Genomic DNA, 24,968 nt, shown 5'->3' on the forward strand with positions numbered 1-24,968 from the left:
GGGCTGGGCTTAAGAAGATATTTTAAGCAATGCAGCCTGTTTTTTTTAATCAGCAATCGTTTGATTGACGTCATGGAGAAACATATGCGCTGGTATATCGTGCAAGCATTTTCAGGATATGAAAAGCAAGTCCAACGCTATTTGACGGATCGTATCAATCGCAGTGAGTTCGCTGATAGCTTCGGTGAGGTTTTAGTACCTACTGAAGAAGTCGTTGAAATGAAAGACGGCAAAAAGCGTAAAAGTGAACGTAAATTCTTTCCAGGCTACGTATTAGTAGAAATGGAAATGAATGATGATACTTGGCACATTGTTAATGATTGCCCACGTATTACTGGATTTATCGGTGGAACACCAGAGAATCCAGCACCGATTACTAAAGTTGAAGCGGATCGTATTTTAAATCGTCTAAAACAAACTGAAGAAGCACCGCGTCCTAAAACACTGTTTGAACCAGGTGAAGAAGTTCTGGTTATTGATGGACCGTTTACAGACTTTAAAGGTTTGGTTGAAAAGGTCGACTACGAAAAGTCTAAATTACAGTTAACAGTAAACGTATTTAACAGACCAACTCAGGTCGAATTAGAGTTTAGTAAAGTTGAGAAGTTAAGCTAATCAGCTAAGCTAAATATTTTAACCCCCGGGGAGCGGATCGCTGTACTTATCAACTTGCTTTAAAGAACTTGGTAAGTATGAGCAGAAAGCGTTATCACCCGTAAAGGAGAAAACTCATGGCTAAGAAGATTGATGGTTACATCAAACTACAAGTGCCTGCTGGCAAAGCAAACCCTTCACCACCAATTGGTCCTGCACTGGGTCAAAAAGGTGTGAACATCATGGCATTCTGTAAAGAGTTCAATGCAGCAACTGCTAGCATGGAACCTGGTCTGCCAATTCCAACTGAAATTACAGTTTATGCTGATAAATCATTTACATTTATCATGAAGTCGCCACCGGCAGCATTCTTACTGCGTAAAGCAGCAGGTATTGCTAAAGGTTCTGGTGTACCTAACGTAACTAAAGTTGGTAAAGTAACTCGTGCGCAGCTTGAAGAAATCGTTCAAACTAAAAACGCTGATTTGACCGCTGCTGACATGGATGCTGCTGTACGTACCATCGCTGGTACTGCACGTTCAATGGGCATCGAAGTGGAGGGTGTGTAAATGAGTAAACTTACTAAACGTCAAAAAATGATCGCTGAGCGTGTAGAAAACGAAAAGTTATACACTCTTGAAGAAGCAGTAAACATCTTAAACGACCTACCACCTCTTAAATTTAAAGAGTCAGTTGATATCGCAATCAACCTAGGTGTTGATCCACGCAAATCAGACCAAGTAGTTCGTGGTGCAACTAACCTACCTGCTGGTACTGGTAAAACTAAGCGCGTTGCTGTATTCGCTCAAGGCGCTGCTGCAGATGCTGCTAAAGAAGCTGGTGCTGATGTTGTTGGTATGGACGATCTTGCGGAACAAGTTAAAGCGGGCAATCTAGACTTTGATGTTGTTATCGCAGCGCCTGACGCAATGCGCGTTGTGGGTCAGTTAGGTACTATCTTAGGTCCACGTGGCCTTATGCCTAACCCTAAAGTGGGGACAGTTACTCCTAACGTTGCTGAAGCAGTTACTAATGCTAAAGCAGGTCAGGCGACCTACCGTGTAGATAAAGCAGGTATCATCCACACAACTATCGGTCAGGTTGGTTTTACTGTTGAGCAGATCGAGCAAAACGCTAAAGCGCTAATCAGCGATATTAAGCGTGCGAAGCCTGCCACCTCTAAAGGTATCTACATCAAGAAAATCACTATTTCTAGCACGATGGGCCCTGGTATCACTTTAGATCCAGTTCCATATCGTATCGCTAAGTAATATAGCCGTTTTATTGATGATTAGTGATATTTTTAGAGCTGTTTATTTAGTCTCTTAAATTATCCCCCAAATTTAAAGTTTTAAATATTAGGTCAGCTTAGCCAAAGCTATGCTGTCTAAGACCGTAGGTAAGTGCTCAGTCTTTGATTAATCTCTTTATGAGGCTAATGAAAACAACAGTACTGTTAATTGATATTGGTGTTAAAGCGGGTTATGTATTTAACTGGATTTAGCCCAATGTTGGCCTACGCAGACGGTGACCAAAAAGGTTTGATCGTGGGAATTGTATTAGGTTAACTAATTGACTCTCTCATTCATTCTGATAAAGGTGCCGTATTCAGCGTTATTAAAGCCGCCTTCTAAATAAGAGTTCGCTTTTACTTAGTTGGCAACAAGGCTTTAATAATAGAAACGTCAATTCAGCATTGTTTATTCAATGTTGATGAGATCAAGGAGTCAACTCATGGCATTAACGCTAGAACAGAAACAAAAAGTTGTGGCTGAAGTGTCTGAAGTTGCTGCAAATGCTTATTCAGCAGTTGCTGCTGATTATCATGGCCTTGAAGTAGCTCAGTTAACTGCGTTACGTAACCAAGCTCGTGAGAAAGGTGTTGTACTTAAAGTTGTTAAAAACACGCTTGCTAAGCGTGCTTTTGAAGGTACTAGCTTTGAGTGCATGTCAGATAAGATGGTTGGCCCATTGTTATTGGCTTTTTCTACTGAAGATTTAGGTTCTGCTGCTCGAGTTATTTTTGAATTCAGCAAAGAAAATAAAGCTTTAGAAACTAAGCTTGTATCAGTTGGTGGCGAGTTGTTTGGTCCTGAGGAATTAGAGCGCGTATCTAAGCTTCCAACACGCGACGAAGCACTATCTATCTTGATGGCAACAATGAAAGCACCAGTAACGAAACTAGCTCAGACTTTAAACGCAGTCCCAAGCAAGTTTGTTCGTACTGTTGCAGCAGTAAAAGACGCAAAAGAAGCTGCTTAATCACTATTAGCTGTTTTCGGTTTGTGCAATGGAATGAATGCCTAGTGGCATAACCCAATTGTATAAACCTTAATTAATCACTTTAAATTTATCAGAAATGGAGAAATCCCATGGCACTATCTAGAGAAGATGTGTTAAACGCAATCGCTGAAATGTCAGTAATGGATATCGTTGAACTAATCAGCGAAATGGAAGAAAAATTCGGCGTAACAGCTGCTGCTGCTGTTGCTGCTGCACCTGCCGCTGCTGCTGGTGGCGCTGCTGCTGCTGAAGAAAAAGACGAATTTGACGTAATTCTAGCTAGCTTCGGCGAGAAGAAAGTTGCTGTAATTAAAGCAGTTCGCGAAGCAACTGGCCTTGGCTTGAAAGAAGCTAAAGAATTAGTTGAAGGCGCTCCAGCTCCAATTAAAGAAGGCGCAAACAAAGCAGAAGCAGAAGAGCTTAAGAAAAAGCTTGAAGAAGCTGGTGCTACTGTAGAGCTTAAGTAATAGATTTTATATCTAATACTTGAAAGATTTTATAGGCAGTCGTTTTAATAGCTGTCTTATAATACTAAAAAGCCAACAATGGTAAGTTCATTGTTGGCTTTTTTAATGCTAGACCTTTTGACTTGATATTTGGTTCAACTTATTGTATAATTCCGCACTTGACCTTTTGTATTAGCCTAAATGGTTGGCAAGCGTCACGTTAATATCTTACCAACATCAGCTCAACGAACGTTTAGCGATTAATACAGACCAAGGGACAGACAATTTGCATGTTTAAAACATCGTTAGCTTCTATCCTTTTTATTTAGACCTAGGTACGTTCGTGCTTGGGGTTTTCTTGCATCTGTCATTTGGCATCTTTTAACCTAAATTAACCACTTTTTTTGTACTAATAAGTTCATTATTAACTACTATAATAACCATTAGCTATTAACGTATGTAATGGGTTTGGCGGCGTCGACGCTCAAAATAATGAGTTACACGTCATGATAGTCATGCACAACAGGCATTTATCAAAGGTCATTCTCACTGTTTCAATCTGATGATTCTCGCTTAAATGCTCGATTGTTTGGTAATTACTAAATAGTCAAGATTTAAAAAAGATCATTTTTATTTTACTGTCTACTGTAAGGACTCTCGATGGCATATTCCTATACTGAAAAAAAACGTATTCGCAAAAGTTTTGCCGAGTTGCCGCACGTAATGGATATCCCGTATCTACTGGCAATTCAAGTGGATTCCTATGAGCAATTTTTGCAGGAAAATAAAAAGCCTAAAGCGCGTGAGAATACCGGCCTACAAGCTGCATTTTCATCTATTTTCCCAATCGAAAGCAATTCAAATAACGCTGAACTTCAGTTCGTTGAGTACTATTTAGGTGCGCCAGAGTTTGATGAGCGCGAGTGTATTTCTCGTGGTTCGACCTATGCAGCACCGCTACGCGTTAAAATTCGCCTAGTAATCAAAGATAAAGATAGCAAAGATAAAAATAGCAAAGCGGCTATTAAAGACATTCGTGAACAGAATGTTTATATGGGTGAAATCCCATTAATGACTAACAATGGTACCTTTATTATTAATGGTACTGAGCGTGTGATCGTGTCTCAGCTACATCGTTCACCTGGTGTGTTCTTTGACCACGATAAAGGTAAGTCACATTCAAGTGGTAAAGTACTTTATAACGCCCGTATTATCCCTTACCGTGGTTCATGGTTAGACTTTGAGTTTGATGCTAAAGATTTAGTATTCGCTCGTATTGACCGTCGTCGTAAACTACTTGGTACGATTATCCTACGTGCCTTAGGCATGGATACTCAAGAGATTCTAGATACATTCTTTGAAAAAGTATCTGTTTATAAAGGCGAAGAGCAGTTTGAAATTGATTTAGTTGCTGATCGTCTACGCGGCGAAATGGCTCAGTTCGATATCGTATCTCCAGAAGGTGAAGTGCTGGTTGAACAAGGTAAACGTATTAACGCACGCCGTATTCGCCAAATCGAACAGTCTGGCATGAAGAAGCTGGCCATACCTGATGAATATTTATATGAGCGTATTTTAGCTGAAGATATCGTTGTTAACGATGAGGTTATCGCTAAAGCAAACACGCTTATTGACCATGAACTATTGGTTAAGCTAAGTGCCTTTGAAGCCAGTGATTCAATCAAAGAGTTTAAGATTCTATTCACTAACGATATCGATCATGGTACCTATATCGCTGATACCTTACGTGCTGATAGCACCGGTAGCCGAGAAGAGGCACTAATCGAAATCTACAAAGTGATGCGTCCAGGTGAGCCGCCAACGATTGATACGGCTGAAAAATTGTTCGATAGTATGTTCTTTAACGCCGATCGTTATGACTTATCTAACGTTGGTCGTATGAAGTTCAACCGCCGTCTGGGTCGTACGTTTGAAAACACGGATGATCCAGATATCAAACGTGAACAAAGCGTATTAACCAAAGAAGATATCATTGATGTACTTAAAGAGCTTATCAATATCCGTAACGGTATTGGTGAAGTGGATGATATCGATCACTTAGGTAACCGCCGTATTCGTTCAGTGGGCGAAATGGCAGAAAACCAATTCCGTGTGGGTCTAGTACGTGTGGAGCGTGCGGTTAAAGAGCGTTTAAGCTCTGCTGAGTCTGATAACTTATCACCACAGGATTTAATTAACTCTAAGCCGGTAGCAGCTGCGGTTAAAGAATTTTTTGGTTCGAGCCAGTTATCTCAGTTCATGGACCAAAATAACCCATTGTCAGAAGTTACGCATAAGCGTCGTATCTCAGCGCTGGGCCCAGGTGGTTTAACACGTGAACGCGCAGGCTTTGAAGTACGTGACGTTCACAACACTCACTATGGCCGTGTATGTCCAATTGAAACACCAGAAGGTCCAAACATTGGTCTGATTAACTCATTAGCGACATTCGCTAAGACCAACGAGTTTGGCTTCTTAGAAACGCCATATCGCAAAGTTGTTGACGGTAAAGTAACTGACGACATCGAATATCTATCTGCTATTGAAGAAGTAGGCACTGTTATTGCTCAGGCTGACTCTGAGTTAGATGAGAATGGTGTACTCGCTGAAGAAATGGTAATGGTACGTAGCGGTGGTGAATCTGTACGTATGCCAAGCGATAAAGTAACGCATATGGACGTATCACCAAGCCAGGTTGTCTCAGTTGCAGCAAGTTTGATTCCATTCCTAGAGCACGATGATGCTAACCGTGCATTAATGGGTTCTAACATGCAGCGTCAGGCTGTTCCTACCTTACGTGCTGATAAGCCATTAGTAGGTACCGGCATGGAACGTCATGTTGCACGTGATTCGGGCGTTTGTGTTATCGCTCGCCGTGGTGGTGTGATTGAAGATGTTGATGCATCGCGTATCGTCGTTCGTGTAAACGAAGATGAGATTCAAGCTGGTGAAGCGGGTATCGATATTTATAACCTAATCAAATACACGCGTTCTAACCAGAACACTTGTATTAACCAACGTATTATTGTAAACCAAGGCGATGCAATCGCTGGCGGTGACATTCTAGCTGATGGTCCATCAACCGATTTAGGTGAATTGGCTCTAGGTCAGAATATGCGTGTAGCATTCATGCCATGGAACGGTTATAACTTCGAAGACTCGATTTTATTATCTGAGCGTGTGGTTAAAGAAGACCGTTTCACGACGATTCACATTCAGGAATTAACCTGTGTAGCACGTGATACAAAACTAGGTACTGAAGAAATCACTGCCGATATTCCAAACGTTGGTGAAGCAGCACTATCTGCACTTGATGAGTCAGGTATTGTCTATATCGGTGCTGAAGTAGATGCTGGTGATATCCTAGTGGGTAAAGTAACTCCTAAAGGTGAAACCCAATTAACGCCAGAAGAGAAGCTACTGAGAGCCATCTTCGGTGAGAAAGCAGCAGACGTTAAAGATACTTCTTTACGTGTGCCAACGTCTACCAAAGGTACGGTTATCGACGTTCAAGTATTTACCCGTGATGGCGTAGAAAAAGATAGCCGCGCTCGTGCAATCGAGAAATCGCAGCTTGATAACTACCGCAAAGATTTAAAAGAAGAGCTACGTATTTTTGAAGACGCAGCACGTAGTCGTATTGCTAACTTGCTTGATGGTCAACCTATCAGCGGCGGTGCTGGTCTTAAATCTGGTACTAAGCTTGAAGCTTCAGAACTGGGCGAGATGTCATTAGAAACATTACTAGACATTCAGCCAGTAGAGGAAGAAATCGCTGAGCGTATGACGCAGATTCAAGAGTTCTTGGTGGATAAGCAAAAAGACATCGATACTAAGTTCGCTGAGAAGAAACGTAAACTAACAGCGGGTGATGATCTGGCGCATGGCGTACAGAAAATCGTTAAGGTTTATCTAGCGGTTAAACGCCGTATCCAGCCTGGTGACAAGATGGCTGGTCGTCATGGTAACAAAGGTGTTGTATCACGCATTATGCCTGTTGAAGACATGCCTTATGATGAGAACGGTAACCCAGTTGATATCGTATTGAACCCACTAGGTGTCCCTTCTCGTATGAACATCGGTCAGGTTCTTGAGACTCATTTAGGTATGGCTGCTAAAGGTCTTGGCGACAAGATTAACGGTATGCTAAAAGCGCAAGCTGCTGTGTCCGAATTACGTGAATTCTTAGATAAAATTTACAACAAAGTCGGCGGTGAGCAAGTTGATTTAGACAGCCTAAGCGATGATGATATCATGGCATTGGCGCAAAACTTACGTGAAGGTGTACCTATGGGTACTGCTGTATTTGACGGCGCACGCGAAGTTCAGATTGATGAGTTATTAGAGCTTGCGGGTTTCAATAAGTCTGGTCAACAAACTTTATATGATGGTCGTACAGGCGTTAAGTTTGACCGTCCTGTGACTGTGGGCTACATGTACATGTTGAAACTGAACCACTTGGTTGATGACAAGATGCATGCCCGTTCAACAGGTTCATATTCATTAGTAACGCAGCAGCCACTAGGTGGTAAAGCACAATTTGGTGGTCAGCGCTTCGGTGAGATGGAAGTTTGGGCACTAGAAGCATACGGTGCAACTTATACGTTGCAAGAGATGCTAACAGTGAAATCGGATGATGTTGAAGGTCGTACGCGCATGTATAAGAACATCGTCGATGGTGAGCAGTACATGGATCCAGGTATGCCTGAATCGTTCAACGTACTGACCAAAGAGATTAAGTCATTGGGTATTAATATTGAGCTAAAAGAAAGCAACTAGCATTGATAGGGCAGATGCAAGGTGTTAATCATCTTGTGTCTGCTCCGTTAGTCTTGATGAAGGTAGTCTATTTATTGTTGCACTTATTTCGCATCTTTAAATGGCAACTTTTATTACCCTTAACTCAGCCTAATTCATTGCCTTCAAACGGATGTTAACGTCAACAGATTTATTAGAAATACGTAGACCAACATACCGTGAACACATATAACGGAGAAGCAACTTGAAAGATTTACTCGATATTATGAAAAGCCCTGCCGACAATGGCAAACGTGAATTTGACAGCATTCAAATTTCATTGGCTGCTCCTGAGACTATTAAGTCATGGTCACATGGCGAAGTAAAAAAACCAGAAACAATTAACTACCGTACTTTTAAACCTGAACGTGACGGTCTGTTCTGTGCCAAAATCTTTGGCCCAGTAAAAGACTTTGAATGTTTATGTGGTAAATATAAGCGCCGTAAATTCCAAGGCGTGATTTGCGAAAAATGTGGCGTAGAAGTAACCACAGCTAAAGTTCGTCGTGACCGTATGGGCCACATCGATCTTGCTAGCCCAGTTGCGCATATTTGGTTCCTAAAATCATTACCAAGCCGCATCGGTCTATTACTTGATATGACATTACGTGATATCGAGCGCGTATTGTATTTCGAAAGCTATGTGGTAACTGATCCTGGTATGACATCACTTGAGAAGTATCAACTTCTTGACGATGAAGATTACTACAAAGCATTAGAAGAATTTGGTGATGAATTTATCGCTAAAATGGGTGCTGAAGCGGTTCAAGACTTATTAAAAGATATCGATATCGATTTAGAGATTGATGAACTACGTGAAGCTATCCCAAATACCGGTTCTGAAACCAAGCTTAAAAAGATGTCTAAGCGTCTTAAGCTATTAGAAGCATTCCGTGATTCTAATAACAAGCCTGAGTGGATGGTAATGAGCATCTTGCCAGTACTACCACCAGATTTACGTCCCCTCGTTCCGCTAGAAGGTGGCCGTTTTGCGACATCAGATCTAAACGATTTATATCGCCGTGTTATTAACCGTAACAACCGTCTAAAACGTCTATTAGAGCTTAACGCTCCTGACATTATTGTACGTAACGAAAAACGTATGCTACAAGAGTCAGTGGATGCCTTACTAGATAACGGTCGTCGTGGCCGTGCTATTACTGGTAGCAATAAGCGTCCATTAAAATCGCTTGCTGACATGATTAAAGGTAAGCAAGGTCGTTTCCGTCAAAATTTACTTGGTAAGCGAGTTGACTATTCTGGCCGTTCAGTAATTGTTGTTGGTCCGACACTACGTTTACATCAGTGTGGTCTGCCTAAGAAAATGGCACTTGAACTATTCAAGCCATTTACTTATTCAAAATTGTTATCACACGGTATGGCGACAACCATCAAACAAGCCAAGAAGATGGTTGAGCGTGAAGAGCCACAAGTTTGGGATATGCTGGCCATGGTTATCCGTGAGCATCCAGTAATGCTTAACCGTGCACCAACACTTCACAGACTAGGTCTACAGGCATTTGAGCCAGTCCTTATTGAAGGTAAAGCGATTCAGCTGCACCCACTAGTATGTACCGCGTTCAACGCTGACTTCGACGGTGACCAAATGGCGGTACACGTACCGTTAACGCTAGAAGCACAGTTAGAGTGCCGTACCTTGATGATGTCAACGAACAACATCTTATCACCAGCAAACGGCGATCCGATTATTGTTCCATCACAAGACGTTGTACTTGGCTTGTACTATATCAGCCGCTCGTCAGTTAACGCAAAAGGCGAGGGCATGATTTTCGCAACCGTTAACGAGGCACTGCGTGCGATTGGTTCAAACGATTTACACGTAAACGCAAAAATTAAAGTACGTGTGACTGAAACCATCATCAATGAAGAAGATGGCACAGAGACTGAGGTTACGTCATTAAAAGATACTGTTGCCGGTCGTCTATTAATCTGGAACATCATGCCTAAAGGTATGAAGTTTGAAGAGTGTAACGTTGAGATGACTAAGAAAAACATCTCAAAACTGATGAACTCTTGCTACCGTACTCGCGGCGTGAAAAACAGTGTTATTTTTGCTGACCAATTAATGTATCTAGGTTTCGCTCAAGCGACGCTATCAGGTGTATCGATTGGTATCGAAGACATGGTTATTCCACCTAAGAAAAAAGAGTTAATCGAAGCAGCTGACGCTGAAGTTCGTGAAATCGAGCAACAGTTTGAGCAAGGTTTCGTAACGGCCGGTGAGCGCTATAACAAAGTTGTCGATATTTGGTCACGTACCAATGACAAAGTTGCAAAAGCGATGATGGATAACCTAGCGACTGATAAAGTAATCAATGCGCAGGGCGAAGAAGAAGAGCAGAAGTCATTTAACTCTATCTTCATCATGTCAGATTCCGGTGCTCGTGGTAGTGCGGCACAGATTCGTCAGTTAGCCGGTATGCGTGGTCTGATGGCTAAGCCAGATGGCTCTATTATCGAAACGCCAATTAAAGCAAACTTCCGTGAAGGTCTATCGGTTCTTCAGTACTTCATCTCGACTCACGGCGCACGTAAAGGTCTTGCTGATACCGCACTTAAGACAGCGAACTCGGGTTATCTAACGCGTCGTTTAGTTGACGTGGCGCAGGATTTGGTTATTACTGAAAACGATTGTGGCACTGACAAAGGTGTTCGCATGACCCCACATATTCAGGGTGGTGAGGTTATTGAGAAGCTAGGTGACCGTGTACTAGGTCGCGTTGTTGCTCAAGACGTTATGAGCCGTGATGACGAAGTATTGTTACCTGCTGGTACGCTAATCGATGAGCATGGCGTTAAAGTGATTGATGGTAACGGTATCGACGTTGTTTGGGTACGTTCAGTGATTACTTGTGATGTACCACATGGTGTTTGTGCCCAGTGTTATGGTCGTGACTTAGCACGTGGTCATAAAGTGAACATTGGTGAATCTGTCGGTGTTATGGCGGCTCAGTCAATTGGTGAGCCAGGCACTCAGTTAACCATGCGTACCTTCCACGTTGGTGGTGCAGCAAGTTCAACATCAGTAGACAACAGTGTTTCTGTCCGTAATGCTGGTTTCGTACGCTTCCATAATATGAAGACGGTTGAACACGTTGATGGTCACTTAGTTATCGTTTCACGTTCTGCTGAAATCGGCGTTGCTGATGATGTTGGTCGTGAGCGTGAGCGTTATAAAGTACCTTACGGTTCAAGTGTTCTTGTTAAAGATGGCGACGAAGTTGAAAGCGGTCAGTCTATCGCTAAATGGGATCCGCACACTCACCCAATTATCACCGAATTCGCGGGTAAAGCACGCTTCAGCGACATCACTGATGGCGCAACAGCGACCGTTAAAATTGATGAAGCAACGGGTATGAGCTCTTTTGAGATTCTTGGTCCTAAAGATAGACCAAGTAACGCCAAAGACTTACGTCCAGCGATTATTCTAGATACGACTGAAGGTAAAGAAGTGGTTTATTTCTTACCTGCAGAGACTATCATCCGTGTATCTGATGGTGAAGAAGTAACTGCCGGTTCTGTACTAGGCCGTGTACCACAAGCGACTTCTGGTACCAAAGATATTACCGGTGGTCTGCCACGTGTTGCTGACTTGTTCGAAGCGCGTCGTCCGAAAGATCACGCTATCATGGCAGAGATGTCAGGTGTGGTAAGCTTCGGTACATCGACCAAAGGTAAGAACCGCTTCATTATCACTAATGAAGATGGTGAAGTACACGAAGAACTGATTCCAAAATGGCGTCAAATCAACGTATTCGAAAACGAAACCGTTGCCCGTGGTGAAGTGATTGCAGATGGTCCATTAAATCCGCATGACATCTTACGTCTACAAGGCGAAACGGCACTGGCTAATTATATTGTTGATGAAGTACAGGACGTTTACCGCTTGCAGGGTGTTAAGATTAACGATAAGCACATTGAAGTCATTATCCGTCAGATGCTACGCAAGGTAGAAGTAACTGATGCCGGTGATTCTAACTACTTCAAGGGCGATCAAGTTGAATACGCTGATGTGAAAGCGACCAACGAGAAGCTATTGGCTGAAGATAAGTTCCCAGTTAAGTTTGAGCGTCAATTGCTTGGTATTACCAAAGCAAGCTTAGCAACAGAGAGCTTCATCTCCGCAGCGTCGTTCCAGGAAACAACACGTGTACTAACTGCTGCTGCCGTAACTGGTAAAGTGGATGAGTTACGTGGCCTGAAAGAGAACGTGGTTGTGGGTCGTCTGATCCCAGCGGGTACCGGTCTTGCTTATCATGCCGCTCGTAAGAAAGCGAAAGAAGGCAAGCCTGCTTATGACGTAGAAAGTGCGCTAGATGCAGCATTTGATATGGAAGCAAACAGTTCAGCTCAAGACTTCAGAAGTTTTGACGAAGCCTTTGCTCAAGAGCTTAGCCAAGACAAGCCAGGTCAATAAGCAAACCACCGCTTAATGATTTAAGCTTTCAAAGCTCATTGCTTTTGAAGTGACCTTTTAAGATAAAATTAAGATAAAAAAAGCCGGCGCTATGTCGGCTTTTTTTATGGTACATTTATAACCTTACAAATATAAACAGGGTAGAGAAATCTATGGCGGATAAGGGCAGAGTCGCACGCTATCAAGCAGATCGCACCAATCAGAAGTTTTACTTTTGCCGTTTGGCCTGCAAACAAGCGGGTGAGACCACCGACAAGCAGCATTATCAAGCGCATTGTGAGACGGCAATATTCCATTTGCAAGGCGCCTTATGGGCATTGCTTCAAGAGCTGGCGCATTTTTATAATCTAGATACCAGTCAGCCGACTATTGAGTATATTGAGAGTGAGCTTGAGAAGAAGACATTAATCTCTCCTGAATTACAGCGTATAAAGATATCTCTTGAGTCCGGGGTGCTTGCAAATATTGGCAAGGCCTATCAGCGTTGTCAGTATGCGCCTGAGCCAGACAGCAAAGGCTTAGAGAACAGCAGTCATGATTTGATTGTGAATGTAGTGACCTTATCGAATCAGTGGCTACCTGATGAGCAAACCATTCGTGAATGGCGTACAGAATTTATGAGTTTGGTTGATGAGATACGCGGTGGTATGGTTGAGTATTAATCGGCTATATGTAATTTAACGATACAAAAGCACTGCCGATAATCGGCAGTACTTTATATTTTTTAATACGTTAGCTAAGTATCGATATATGGCTATTGATTTATGCTTTTGTTTTGCCTTCTCGGCGCTGTTTTAGCTCTGATTTTGGAATCCATGCCCAAGTCATTTCAACCGTGATAGGGTCACGTTCATTGGTAGAGTCGCGGTCGTCAATCACACAAGGAATGACCATTTCACCTTTTGGATTGTCTAAGATATATTGACGTTGCTCATCACTTAATGTTGCAACGGCAGCAATTTGACCTTTTTGAATGGGGCGATAAAAGTTCACTTCATACGACTTAACCAGCAAGATACGGTCAGAAGGCAGGTTAATACCCAAAATAAAACCAGTCGCTGTTTCAGCCAATAAGGTGACCGCTACTGCATGTACGGTACCAATGTGATTCTGTACACCCTTTTTATTATCTAAGCTGACAACCAGTTTATTTGGGGTTACCTCTTCATAAACCACACCGGTTGTGCCCACATAAGGGACGATTCGGCTAAATGCCTTGGTTAATACAAATGACTGCGCTGATTGTGGTAATAAACGAACCGTCTTCAAAATCTTGGTAAATGGATTATTTACATCAAGCTTTTTATGAGCTGATTTGTCTGTTGATGACGTTTGTGTGACCGTTTTAGTCGTGCCTTTCGCTTGTGCTACTGCCTTCATGGTTTTACTGGCAGCGCTAGAAACCATGTTTATTACAGTATTTAGATGGCTCATAGTGAGTCCTTTCATCAATTGGGTAAGGGGTGGTTTTGTCAAATTTGTACAAAGTTTATATTAGGGCGTGTGGAACATTCGACCATGGCACTGGCGGCGACTATTTTTTAGTCAATATGCAGTGAAATTTTTGACGCTTAGTCATTCTAAGTTAGACAATTTCGCAATATATTGGCAAAAAAGAGTCCCGCCCCTGAGAACGGATTAAGCAAAGCACTGCTTTGCCCGTTCGCAAGGCGAGAGCTGTGCTCGAGTGAGGCTGATGCTAAAATCGCCCCAGACGTTGTTGCAAACCTAGTCAAGGTCTAGACATTAACTACGGTTTACGCCTAGTCTGAAACAATTTTAGCTATCAGCAGTGCTAATTTGCGAATGTTTCACACGCCCTAAGCTTACCATTATTAATACAGATAACTGCGCAATAAATAGTGAGATGTAGAGCACTGTTAAAATATTAAGCAAGACAGAATGAGACTATCTTTTTTATTATAGCAAAGCTTGGGTTAAACTAAAGGCCGTCTGCGTTCACAAATAATTATTGCCCAAAACCAAACTATCCTATCAGAGTAAGAAGAGTTATCTTGAATAAGTTATTGACCAAATTACCAAATCAGCCTACCAATGTTATCTTTACCGGTGTTGCGGGTACCGGAAAAACGCACCGTTTGCTTGCTATTCAAAAGCTTTACGACGAGTCTATTGATGCGCCATGGGCCCAGTGGCGGTTGCAGCAAATAAGTCATTATGGTTGGTGCGATGTGGTGTGTACGGTTCTATTGTTAGAAAATCGGATGATGACCGTGCCGGAGATGATGCGCCATCCATTAATCCAAGATAAGGCCGCAGCAAACAAACGTAATGATAATCTTAATCAGACGGTTTGGGTGCAGCTTAACAAACATGCTCACCCCGATTCAGTAACGGTTAATACCACTCAGCGCTCAGCAAACTACTACTTTGATAAAACCGAGTCTAGCCAGTGGTTTTTACTCGATGAGGTGATACCAACACTTAAGGATCGGCTTGCGGATTTGATGTCGCTTTACGATGAAAGCAGTCAACAGCAGTATGCCGAGCAGCATGTAGTGAGTCGTAGTAGCATGGTTAGCTTTCATCAATCCTATGGTTATGATGAGTTTGTGGAGGGAATTCGCCCGCGTATTAATCCGCAAACGGGTCAGATGCAGTATGAGATTCAGCCTGGTGTTTTTTTGAGCCTGTGTGCCAAAGCCAGTGCCGACCCTGAGCATCGTTATGCGATGCTCATCGATGAGATTAATCGTGCCAATACTGCTCAAGTTTTCGGTGAGCTTATGAGTGTGATTGAGCCGAGCAAACGGGCAGGTAGTAGCACGCCGATGACGGTACGTCTGACGTATTCAGGGCAGATGTTTAGCGTGCCTAGTAACGTAGATATTTACGCTACCATGAATACTCAAGATCAGTCATTGACAGTACTCGATACCGCTTTTAGACGTCGTTTTGATTTTATCCCCTGTTATCCTGATAGCAGCGTGGTTGATAGGATAAAAGATAACGAGGGTAATGAGATTGATTTGGCTCAAATGATGCGTGTGATTAATCAGCGGTTATCTGGCTTGTTGGGCAATGAGGCGCAGCTTGGGCAGTCTTATTTTATGAATATTACTACGGCCGCTGAATTAGCCAAACGCTTATATCAACAAATTATTCCACAAATTATGGAGTATGCTAAACACAGCGTCTCACCAAATCAGACGACTGAGATTTTAGTACAAGTATTATATGGCATCTCAACTAAGACGCTACTGGAAGTCGGCACAGCCAGTCTCTTTGCTAATACTGAGGTGGATAAGACAGATACTGATACCAATTCTTCAGAGCACGCTAATAGGCTGCAATATGGCTATCAACAGCCTTTAGTTAGTGAGTCTGTCACATTGGCTGATGATTTTATTGAGATAGCGAGCGGCATAGACAGTCAGATTAATAAGGAGAATAGAGAGCAGAATATTTCTACTAATGCAGAAGAATCAGCTGAAAAAATAAATATCTATCTAACGGCAGCGCCTTATCAGCAGATGTATCGTTAAATCGCAAATTGATGATAGCCGCTTAAATTATAGTTACTTAAATTATAGTTACTCAAATTATAGCCATTTGAATTATAGCCATTTAAACAAGACAGGCTCATGTTAATAACTCGATCAAAATCATCTTTTAATACGCCTGCTGAATCTGTGATGAGCTGTTTGGAGAACGAGTGGCTAACCATCAAAGATTTTAGCCACAAAGACGACTTTGACTATCTGATTCAAAAAGAATTGCCTTGTTTTAACATTGAAGTAAAGCAGGGAGAGATAGTATTAAGAGTACGTCATTATCTGGCCAAAGTTATTCTGCCAAGTGGTGCGAGTCTAGAGATTTTACCCAAAGTAGGCATGACATCACTAAGAGGCCGCCACGCTCGCCAACATCATATAGTAAAGTCGAGAGGCTGGGTAGCACAGATGCTTAGTGATATAGCGAATGACTCGTTATACAAGTCGATAGCGGCTATTGAGTGGGGCAAAAGTGCTACCGATAACTTAGCCTATAACAAATTAGAGCTGCCAAATTTACCTCATACCATATTTAGCGACTCACAGCAGCCTTGGTACCAAGGGCTGTTGAATATTGCTGAAGCGCAGATAGCAGCATCGGCGAAAATATTGCCCAATCGCTATCAGACTCAGGTCAATAACAGTCCCAAAGCGCAAGGTAGGATTAACCTAAAAGCACAGCTCAAAAATAACTGGCATCGTCCGCATTATCTATACAGTGAGCAATCAGTCTTTGATAATGATAAATTACTATCGCAGTTTTTGGCGACAGGTTGGTCGCAGCTGCAACGTCTGCAAATAGATATTAATTTTCAAAGCTCTAAAGCTGCATTAATTAGCCATAATCCTTATCAAGGTATTCAGCGTTTGGCAGCTCGAGATTGGCTATCTAGCTATCAGCAGATCAGACAACAATCGGTAATATGGTCGGCGCAATTATCGTCTTATCAGCAGCAGACGCTTAATCAAGGGCTGCAGTGGTGCTGGTGGCTGCTTAATCATATTTATAGTGATAAACAGAGTAATCAACAGGATATCTCTCTCTCATCGCATGCGCCAACCCCAGCGTTAATGATTAATATGAATACTGCGTTTGAGCGCTGGGTACTGGGTAAGTTGACCCGCTATGTTGAGCAACAGCTGCCGGATAGCCATTTGGTTATACAGCCCACATTAGATTGGCTAATGAGCGTAGAGCAGGGGCAGACAGGTAGTCATGAGGCGTGTAATGTAGTGCAGCAGTTGATACCGGATGCGTGTATACGGTCTGCGGATGGGCGGGAGACGCACGTGATCGATGTTAAGTATAAAGCCGTGGATAAAATACAGGATGTCAGTGGCTCTGATTGGCAGCAATTATCTGTTTACCAACAGCGGTTGGGATGCGCGCATGCTTGGCTAATTTATCCTAAAAATAAAAATTTTAATCAAAGGCTTGACGTGAGCAGTCATTTCGACGAAAATAGGCGCCATCAACAGGACGGCAGCACTTTCATGAGTGTCATACCCTTCGATATGAAGCGGGGAGCCTTGTTGATATGATCGATTTTCAATTATTTCAAAAACTTTGCAAATTAATTGAAAAAGGTGTTGACAGGAAGAGGTTTTAATCCTATTATATGCACCTCGATAGCAATGACGCAAATGGTTAAGTTAATCATAACGTTATTGAAATTGTAAAAAGTAAGATATCGGAGTGTGGCGCAGTTTGGTAGCGCATCTGGTTTGGGACCAGAGGGTCGTAGGTTCGAATCCTATCACTCCGACCACTTTTTTAATTAGAGCCTTACAGGCTTTTTTTTATGCTTTAAATACGACATTGAGTCATTATTTCAGTATATTTATTGCTATAATGAGATTATGTCAGCACTATGAGCGCCTGTAGCTCAGTTGGATAGAGCATCTGCCTTCTAAGCAGGTGGTCGCAGGTTCGAATCCTGCCAGGCGCACCACTTTGGCCTGTAGTAACAAAATAAGGTATACTATACCTTACACCAATCAATTTATTGATTATGGCGGTTGTAGCTCAGTTGGTAGAGCCCCGGGTTGTGATCTCGGTTGTCGTGGGTTCGAGTCCCATCAGTCGCCCCAATTTATTTCTCTGCAGTATTCTCTCTATAAATTATAAATTATCAGTTATTTATTTGCTAATCTGGCTATGCCACGATTGGTTTTTTTGTGTCTGTTAGTTCTGCAATAGCCTTTCTATAAATATCTCTTTAACTTATCTATTATCATCTCGGCCTACTTCATAGATCGATAGCTTTAATAACACCTATCAACACCCATCTATCGTTAGAAGTGGTTTAAAAATAATATTATAGTCATCATACTCTCATAAACATATTTTAAGATAAGCGGTTACCACTTGCCCTTAAACGGCTGTGTTGTGTGGTAGCAATAATGCTATGATAAGCATATATGCAAAATAGTGTGAGTAATTTTATGGCAACCCCTTCAGTGACTGTTTCTGTTAAGAAAAACCCAAATCCAGCCACAAATACGACTGACAATGCCACTGAGAATCAGCCAAATGCTGAGGCTATTGCAGCGAAAGTCGAGCCTGCCGCTGCGCCAACCACCAAAGATGAGTTGATTGCGCTGTATCAGACCGATCCATTGCCAATTAATAATGCGGTAAATAGCAAAGAGCTTGAAAAAGTAGCTCAGCAAAGAGTCGCTTTATATAACAGACAGCGTCGCCGTACCGAGCTATTTTATACCGCAGATAATACCATTCGTCCTACCTATATGGTGCATTCGCTTAAATCACAGTTTGCCGAATATCAGCAGTATGAGATGGTACAGAAGCTTGATCAGCGCGGTATTTTAGATCTTGATAAAGTGGCAATGGCGTGGAAGCAAATACACGTCGTAGATGATTTGATCGCAGATATCGTACGTCATATGCCGGCGCAAAAGCCAGTAGGTTGGCAGCTAACTTCCGTCAATAAAAACCATCTGAAAGTTCCTACCGTGGGCCGCTTACGCGATACTAATAGTATTGCCGACCAAGGCAGTCTAACCAGTTATGTGTTGGGGCATTTTGGGGTAACTAGCTATACCTATGATCGTGCTTATTTTATCGGTCACGTGATGGGTTACTTATTTTGCTGCTATTATTTAGCGCATCTGTCTATCGCTTATGGCGTAACACCGTTGCCTGAGAAAACCGTGGCCAATTATTATTATGCATCGTTAGAAACTGCCAAAATGGTGCGCCTGCTACATAATGTCGATGTACATTGTAAGCGCCGTATTTATCAGCTAGCGGTATTATGCGCGCGATTAAGTGGTTATCAGCTTGATAAATATGTGGAGAAGCTGCTTATTGCTGAGGTTAACGAGTTTGATAAAAAGCAGCAGATTGCTCATTTAGATATGTTGTTAGTAAAAGGGTTGATGCCTGAGATGCCAGACATGATGGGTCTAAAAGATTTTCCTGGTGCGTTTGGCAATGACTAACCTCATCGAAATATCATTCAAGCAGCTATTTAATTTGTTCTTTTACGGGTTATAACATACTCATGCCTGCATACCATTACAAAGCGTTAGATACGGCTGGAAAAATCAAAAAAGGCGTGATGCAAGGTGATTCTTCACGTCAAGTCAGACAAGAGCTACGCGCCCAGTCGTTAATGCCGGTCAGCGTCGATGTGGTCGAGCAGGCCAATAGTAGTCAAGGTAATACCTCCTCACAAAAGCGGTTATCTGCCTATGACTTGGCGCTTGTTACCCGTCAATTATCGGTGTTATTAGCTGCGGCTATTCCCTTAGAAGAAGCGCTGGCTTCGGTAGCAAAACAGTCGCAAAAACCGCATGTAAAATCAGTGATGTTGTCTATTCGCTCTTTGGTGTTAGAAGGCCACGGATTGGCTGAAGCATTGGAGCGAGCGACTAATTTTCCTAAATTATATGTGGCAACCATTGCCGCCGGTGAGCGCTCGGGTCACTTGGATTTAATCTTAAAGCAGCTTGCGGATTACACTGAGAATAAATTTGCACTCCAAAAGAAAATCCAAGGTGCGATGATTTACCCCATCGTATTAATGGTGATGGCCTTAGCGGTTGTGATTGGCCTAATGAGCTTTGTGGTACCAAAAATCGTCAAGGTGTTTGAGCAATCAGAGCAAGCACTACCACTGATTACCCAAATTGTATTGGGGCTGTCTAATATTATTACGCAGTGGTGGTGGTTGATATTACTGGTGATAGCCATTGTGGCAACGCTACTATACCGTTTTGCCAAAACAGAGGTCGGTCAACACAGCTTAGATGGGCTTATTTTAAAAATGCCTGTGTTTGCCCGCTTATCAAAAAGTTTAAATGCAGCACGTTTTGCCAGTACGCTCTCTATTTTGGTACGCTCAGGTGTACCCTTAATCGATGCACTGCAAATTAGTGCGGCAGTCACAACCAATACTCATATTACCCAGACCATTAAAGCCGCCGCTGAAAAAGTGACGGAAGGTGCTAGCCTATCGAGCCAACTCGAACACTCTCCTTATTTTCCGCCAATGATGGTACAGATGATAAAAAGTGGTGAGAATTCAGGTGAACTTGAGGGTATGCTTGGCCGAGCAGCAGATATGCAAGAAGCTGAGGCCACAAACTTTATTAGTACCTTATTGGCATTGCTTGAGCCGCTGATGTTGGTGCTAATGGGCGTGGTGGTAATGATTATCGTGATGGCGGTTATGCTGCCGATTGTTAATATGAATGACTTGGCAGGTTAGCTACTATTTTAGAAAGCTTTAGATGGTAATAATGACCCATACCCCTGTTTGCACCGTGATTACTGTGGTAATATTTTTATCAAGTAGACCATTATTTAACCCTTATATCAGCCAATAAAGTAGAGAACTATGAAAATAAAAACAATGCTTCCTGTTACTGCGCAGCGTCAAGCCGGTTTTACCTTAATTGAAATTATGGTGGTTATCGTTATTTTGGCGATACTTGCCGGATTGGTTGTGCCGCGTGTTGTTGGTCAAAGCGATAAAGCACGTGTGGGCACCACAGAAACTATCTTATCGACAGTATCTAATTCACTCGATTCATACCGTATTGATAACGCACATTACCCGACGACTGCCCAAGGCCTTGATGCACTAATTACCCCACCTGCGGATGCAAAAAACTATCCAGAAGGTGGTTATATCAAAGGCGGCTATCCAACTGATGGCTGGGATAACGAATTACAATATGTGTCACCTGGTTCAGAGGGCCGCCCATATGATTTATTCTCTTTAGGCGCCGATGGTCAACAAGGCGGTGAAGGATTAGACGCAGATATTTATGCCACTCCTTAGAGTTGAGCTTAGTTAAAGCTTGGTTATTTAACTAGGATGACTAAATTGGATTAATATTAGCCTTTAGCAAGGTTATGTAACCAAAGTCAATTGTCCTATAACCAATAGATAGTAAACTAGCCAGCAAGGATAAGAGTACTCTTTTGTGACTTTACCCCTCCTTTATCCCTCCCTATAATAGAAATTGAGAGCAGACATCGTCGCTATCCGCATCTTGCGGGTAGCGACCATTTTTTATACCCTTTACGTTAGCCGCTTGGTTAAGGCACCTCTTTTTAATAGAGGCGACTGAGCATGCTAGCCCCCCGTCTTTTATGAAGCGAATACGATGAAAAAAGTGAACGATAAAACAATACGCTATACAGGCCAGAAGCAAGTAGCTAAATCAGTCAGAACATTCAGTCGTTTAGGATGGATAGCATCTTTAGCTATCGCCTGTACGGTAGGGTCAAGTTTTATTGAGTCGGGGCATTCGCAAGCAGCAAGTCTGGGCGATTTGTTTTCTAGTAGCGCGACATCGAGCCAACCTAAGTTCTTAAAAGTGGAAGATGCTTTCTCCGTTAGCACAGTTCAGCAAGGCAATCAGCTGACTGTTTCGCTTGATATCACGCCCAAGCACTATATTTATAAAGACAAGATAACGCTAAAGCTGCCTGAGGGTGTGACAGCGTCACCTTTTGAGTTCTCCCATCCGTCACAGTCTATTGATGACCCTACCTTTGGTAAGGTGGCCGTATTTAAGCAGCCACAAGTTACCGCTAAGACCACTTTAATTAATCAGACCGGTCAGCCTATCAATCAAGACGTTACTTTGAGGTGGCAGGGCTGTGCGGATGCTGGGCTGTGTTATCCGCCGCAGCGTGAGACAGTGGCTCTAAAATTAGCTGCTGCAGCACCGAGTACTAAAACCGAAGAAAATCCAAAACCTGCTGCCAAATCGGTCGCCAAGCCAAATGTAGCGCAAAAGCCGGTAGATAATGCGCAGTCAAACAAAAGCAATACGTCAGCGGCGACTAAAACGGCCACAGCGGTAGCGGCAAAAACGGCAGCCGATACCAAGGGTAATCAAAGTAACGATGAAGTATCTACGCAAGTGGCCGCTCAGAGCGCTCAACAACAGTTAAATGAAAACACAGACACCAATACAGCAGCTTTAACCGATGACAATCAAAATCAAACCGAGGGGTTAGACGAGACGCTGGTTGAAGAGACAATAATTGAGAATGAAGCAGTAGCGACAGGGGATACCACTGACGCAAATACTTTGGTTCAAAATGCAGCTTTGTCAGGTGATGGCTTATCTACTACAGATAGGGCGTCGCTAAATGTGGAAGGCGTAGTTGATCAAGACCCCTTTGGCCTAGCAGAGCATCCTTGGTTGGCATTATTGCTGCTATTTTTGGCAGGTCTCGGTTTAGCATTCACGCCATGTGTGTTACCGATGCTACCGATTGTCAGTAATATTGTGGCGCGTCAGCACAATCCAACGGCCAGAAAAGGATTGATGCTCAGCGGCAGTTATGCCTTAGGTGTGGCCATTGCTTATGGTGTGCTTGGTGCGGTGATTGCTGTTTTTGGGCAGTCGCTTGGTATTATTGGCTGGCTTCAAAATCCGGTTATTTTACTGGCCTTTGCTGCAGTATTTGTGCTGCTTGCTTTATATATGCTCGATGTGATTCGCATACCTGTGCCCAATGTGATCAAACAAAAGTCACATGCGGTGAGCCAAGCAGGCGATAAATATTTAGGTAATAGTTTTGGTAGTTTTATTGCAGGATTCCTATCGGCATTGGTAGTATCACCTTGTGTTTCAGCGCCTTTATTTGGCGCATTACTTGCCGTATCAACAATCGGTAATCCGCTGCTAGGTTTCGCTGCGTTATTTATGTTGGGCTTTGGGTTATCTGCTCCTCTAATGCTACTGGGTATTAGCCAAGGTAATTTAATGCCGAAGGCAGGCGAGTGGATGAACTGGGTCAAGCAGGGCTTTGCGTTATTACTATTTGCTGTTGCGCTACTATTAATAGAGCGCGTTTTCATCAATCCAATGATGCTAATGCTTTGGGCTGCTTGGTTTATGGTTGTTGCCGGCTGGGTGTGGACATGGAAAGGCCAAGGTCAGCTCTTTAGCAAGCCAGTGGCTGTTATCTTAGGATTGTGGGCGACTATTATTTTAATTGGTGCTGCAGCCGGTAGTCATGATGCATGGCAACCGCTGCGTATTTTTAATCAACCCAATAACAGTCAGGTTCTTCAAACTCTACCTAACCAAACCACGTCGACATTGACGACAGGGGTGGCGTCTGCTGCACAGCCTTCTGACTTACACTTGACCCGACTGGATGATTTAATCCCTGTTATCGAGCAAAACGATAAATTGCTGATTGATCTGACAGCGGAATGGTGCGTTGAGTGCCGTATTATGGATAAAACGTTATTTACCAATCGCCCTGCTGAGATGCAGTCTTGGCAATTGGTGCGTTTGGATGTGACGGAGACCAACGCAGAATCTGCGCGTATTTTATCTGAACTGAATTTATTTGGACCGCCTGCATTATTGTATTTTGTGGACGGTCAATTAAAAGAACAGCAGGTCGGTACCGTAGAGCGAAGTGACTTTGAGAAAACATTGCGTAGTCTGTAGTAATGCTTATCATTTACGAACGTCTAATTAACATGGCTTGATATTTACATAATCTTACATTATATTACGTGTTCAGATGAGGGTGATATAATGGTTTTAAAAAGTAGTCATAGTTATACAAATAACGCTAATAATAACAATGTTATTTTCTCATTGAGCGGCTGCTTATCTCTAATGACAAAGGTATCAACAAGCCTCTTTTTGATGTCAGCACTACTATTGTCAGGGTGTGAGCAAAATACGACAGAGGTACTTGGGTTAAATTCGGCAGAATTAGAGACACCTGCTATCAATCCTATCGAGTTAGAATTTGATTCGATAGGAAATTTAAAACCTAATTCAGAATATAATGAAAGCTCGATTACTTTGCCTATCTCTTGCCGCAATGACAATATTATTGCTGCCTACAACAATAAACAGTCCTCTATTCAAGTTAAAGGCTGCGGCAATGTAAAAGCGGTACTCAGTGATGATACCGAGGGAAGCCGTCATCAACGCTTCATAGTAGAGCTGGATAATACAAAACCAAAGCACACTGTGCTGATTGCCCATAATATTGATTTGGCGCCGCGAGTTGCAGGACTTACGCAAGGTGATGATATTGTGTTTTATGGTGAGTATGAATACAATGAGCAAGGCGGCGTTGTTCACTGGACCCATCATGACCCTGCAGCAAGACATCAACATGGCTGGATTGAGCGAGAAGGTAAGCGCTTTCAGTAGTAAAACAGGTGTTAATTCTAGTGTAAAGGGTTAGGCTTTATGCTAGTGCGATATTCATTATCCTATCAAAATAACCCCTCTTTTTTCTCGCTATTTAAAGGTTTGTCTGCGGCATAATGATTTAACAAGTTAGCGCCTAGCTACTTGGTTTACTCATACCTCTTTGGTTTACCTTATTTTCAATAGCAAAACGATGACTTTACAATATTTATCAGG

At 42.6% G+C, this 24,968-nt stretch carries 16 protein-coding genes and 3 tRNA genes; 18 read left to right on the forward strand and 1 reads right to left on the reverse strand.

What is annotated here, in order from left to right; translation table 11 throughout:
- Positions 1-84 precede the first annotated feature (84 nt).
- The 8 genes from nusG (at position 85) to AC2SLO_RS03660 (ending at position 13,220) form a co-directional block, all read left to right on the forward strand.
- A complete protein-coding gene (gene nusG, locus AC2SLO_RS03625) occupies positions 85-615 on the forward strand; it encodes a transcription termination/antitermination protein NusG (protein WP_486543248.1) in 531 nt (176 codons plus the stop codon).
- Between the two features lie 116 nt (positions 616-731).
- Positions 732-1,163 carry a 50S ribosomal protein L11 gene (rplK, locus tag AC2SLO_RS03630; RefSeq protein ID WP_486543250.1) on the forward strand — a complete coding sequence of 144 codons (432 nt, stop codon included), beginning with the start codon at positions 732-734 and terminating at the stop codon, positions 1,161-1,163.
- Positions 1,164-1,865, forward strand: a complete 702-nt coding sequence (gene rplA, locus AC2SLO_RS03635) for a 50S ribosomal protein L1 (protein ID WP_486543252.1) — start codon at positions 1,164-1,166, stop codon at positions 1,863-1,865. It begins immediately after the preceding gene.
- A gap of 463 nt (positions 1,866-2,328) precedes the next feature.
- Positions 2,329-2,856, forward strand: a complete 528-nt coding sequence (gene rplJ, locus AC2SLO_RS03640) for a 50S ribosomal protein L10 (RefSeq protein ID WP_486543254.1) — start codon at positions 2,329-2,331, stop codon at positions 2,854-2,856.
- A 110-nt stretch (positions 2,857-2,966) separates the two neighbouring features.
- Positions 2,967-3,344 carry a 50S ribosomal protein L7/L12 gene (rplL, locus tag AC2SLO_RS03645; RefSeq protein WP_486543256.1) on the forward strand — a complete coding sequence of 126 codons (378 nt, stop codon included), beginning with the start codon at positions 2,967-2,969 and terminating at the stop codon, positions 3,342-3,344.
- A gap of 639 nt (positions 3,345-3,983) precedes the next feature.
- Positions 3,984-8,102: a DNA-directed RNA polymerase subunit beta gene (gene rpoB / locus AC2SLO_RS03650; RefSeq protein ID WP_486543258.1), complete on the forward strand. Its 4,119-nt coding sequence runs from the start codon at positions 3,984-3,986 to the stop codon at positions 8,100-8,102.
- A gap of 223 nt (positions 8,103-8,325) precedes the next feature.
- Positions 8,326-12,558, forward strand: a complete 4,233-nt coding sequence (gene rpoC, locus AC2SLO_RS03655; RefSeq protein ID WP_486543260.1) for a DNA-directed RNA polymerase subunit beta' — start codon at positions 8,326-8,328, stop codon at positions 12,556-12,558.
- A 152-nt stretch (positions 12,559-12,710) separates the two neighbouring features.
- Entirely contained in the window at positions 12,711-13,220 is a 510-nt protein-coding gene (locus AC2SLO_RS03660; RefSeq protein WP_486543262.1) for a DUF6586 family protein, read from the forward strand.
- Positions 13,221-13,320: 100 nt separating this feature from the next.
- Here AC2SLO_RS03660 and AC2SLO_RS03665 read toward each other — a convergent pair whose 3' ends face one another.
- Positions 13,321-13,992: a DUF4442 domain-containing protein gene (locus AC2SLO_RS03665; RefSeq protein WP_486543264.1), complete on the reverse strand. Its 672-nt coding sequence runs from the start codon at positions 13,990-13,992 to the stop codon at positions 13,321-13,323.
- Between the two features lie 581 nt (positions 13,993-14,573).
- Here AC2SLO_RS03665 and AC2SLO_RS03670 point away from each other — a divergent pair.
- The 10 genes from AC2SLO_RS03670 (at position 14,574) to AC2SLO_RS03715 (ending at position 24,752) form a co-directional block, all read left to right on the forward strand.
- Positions 14,574-16,064, forward strand: coding sequence for an McrB family protein (locus tag AC2SLO_RS03670; RefSeq protein WP_486543266.1), 1,491 nt, complete (start codon positions 14,574-14,576; stop codon positions 16,062-16,064).
- A gap of 99 nt (positions 16,065-16,163) precedes the next feature.
- Complete coding sequence (locus AC2SLO_RS03675) at positions 16,164-17,615, forward strand: 5-methylcytosine restriction system specificity protein McrC (protein ID WP_486543268.1); 1,452 nt, start codon at positions 16,164-16,166, stop codon at positions 17,613-17,615.
- A gap of 150 nt (positions 17,616-17,765) precedes the next feature.
- A tRNA-Pro gene (locus AC2SLO_RS03680) sits at positions 17,766-17,842 on the forward strand.
- A 106-nt stretch (positions 17,843-17,948) separates the two neighbouring features.
- Positions 17,949-18,025: transfer RNA gene (locus tag AC2SLO_RS03685), tRNA-Arg, on the forward strand.
- 63 nt (positions 18,026-18,088) lie between these two features.
- A tRNA-His gene (locus AC2SLO_RS03690) sits at positions 18,089-18,164 on the forward strand.
- A gap of 354 nt (positions 18,165-18,518) precedes the next feature.
- Entirely contained in the window at positions 18,519-19,538 is a 1,020-nt protein-coding gene (locus tag AC2SLO_RS03695; protein ID WP_486543270.1) for a hypothetical protein, read from the forward strand.
- Positions 19,539-19,600: 62 nt separating this feature from the next.
- Entirely contained in the window at positions 19,601-20,809 is a 1,209-nt protein-coding gene (gene gspF / locus AC2SLO_RS03700; protein ID WP_486543272.1) for a type II secretion system inner membrane protein GspF, read from the forward strand.
- A 129-nt stretch (positions 20,810-20,938) separates the two neighbouring features.
- Entirely contained in the window at positions 20,939-21,385 is a 447-nt protein-coding gene (gspG, locus tag AC2SLO_RS03705) for a type II secretion system major pseudopilin GspG (protein ID WP_486543274.1), read from the forward strand.
- Positions 21,386-21,713: 328 nt separating this feature from the next.
- The gene (locus tag AC2SLO_RS03710; RefSeq protein ID WP_486543276.1) at positions 21,714-24,029 is read left to right on the forward strand and encodes a cytochrome c biogenesis protein CcdA; all 2,316 of its coding nucleotides are present in this window, start codon (positions 21,714-21,716) and stop codon (positions 24,027-24,029) included.
- A gap of 204 nt (positions 24,030-24,233) precedes the next feature.
- Positions 24,234-24,752 carry a DUF3465 domain-containing protein gene (locus AC2SLO_RS03715; RefSeq protein ID WP_486543278.1) on the forward strand — a complete coding sequence of 173 codons (519 nt, stop codon included), beginning with the start codon at positions 24,234-24,236 and terminating at the stop codon, positions 24,750-24,752.
- The last annotated feature ends 216 nt before the right edge of the window (positions 24,753-24,968 follow it).

The organism is Psychrobacter sp. CX14 (assembly GCF_057396205.2).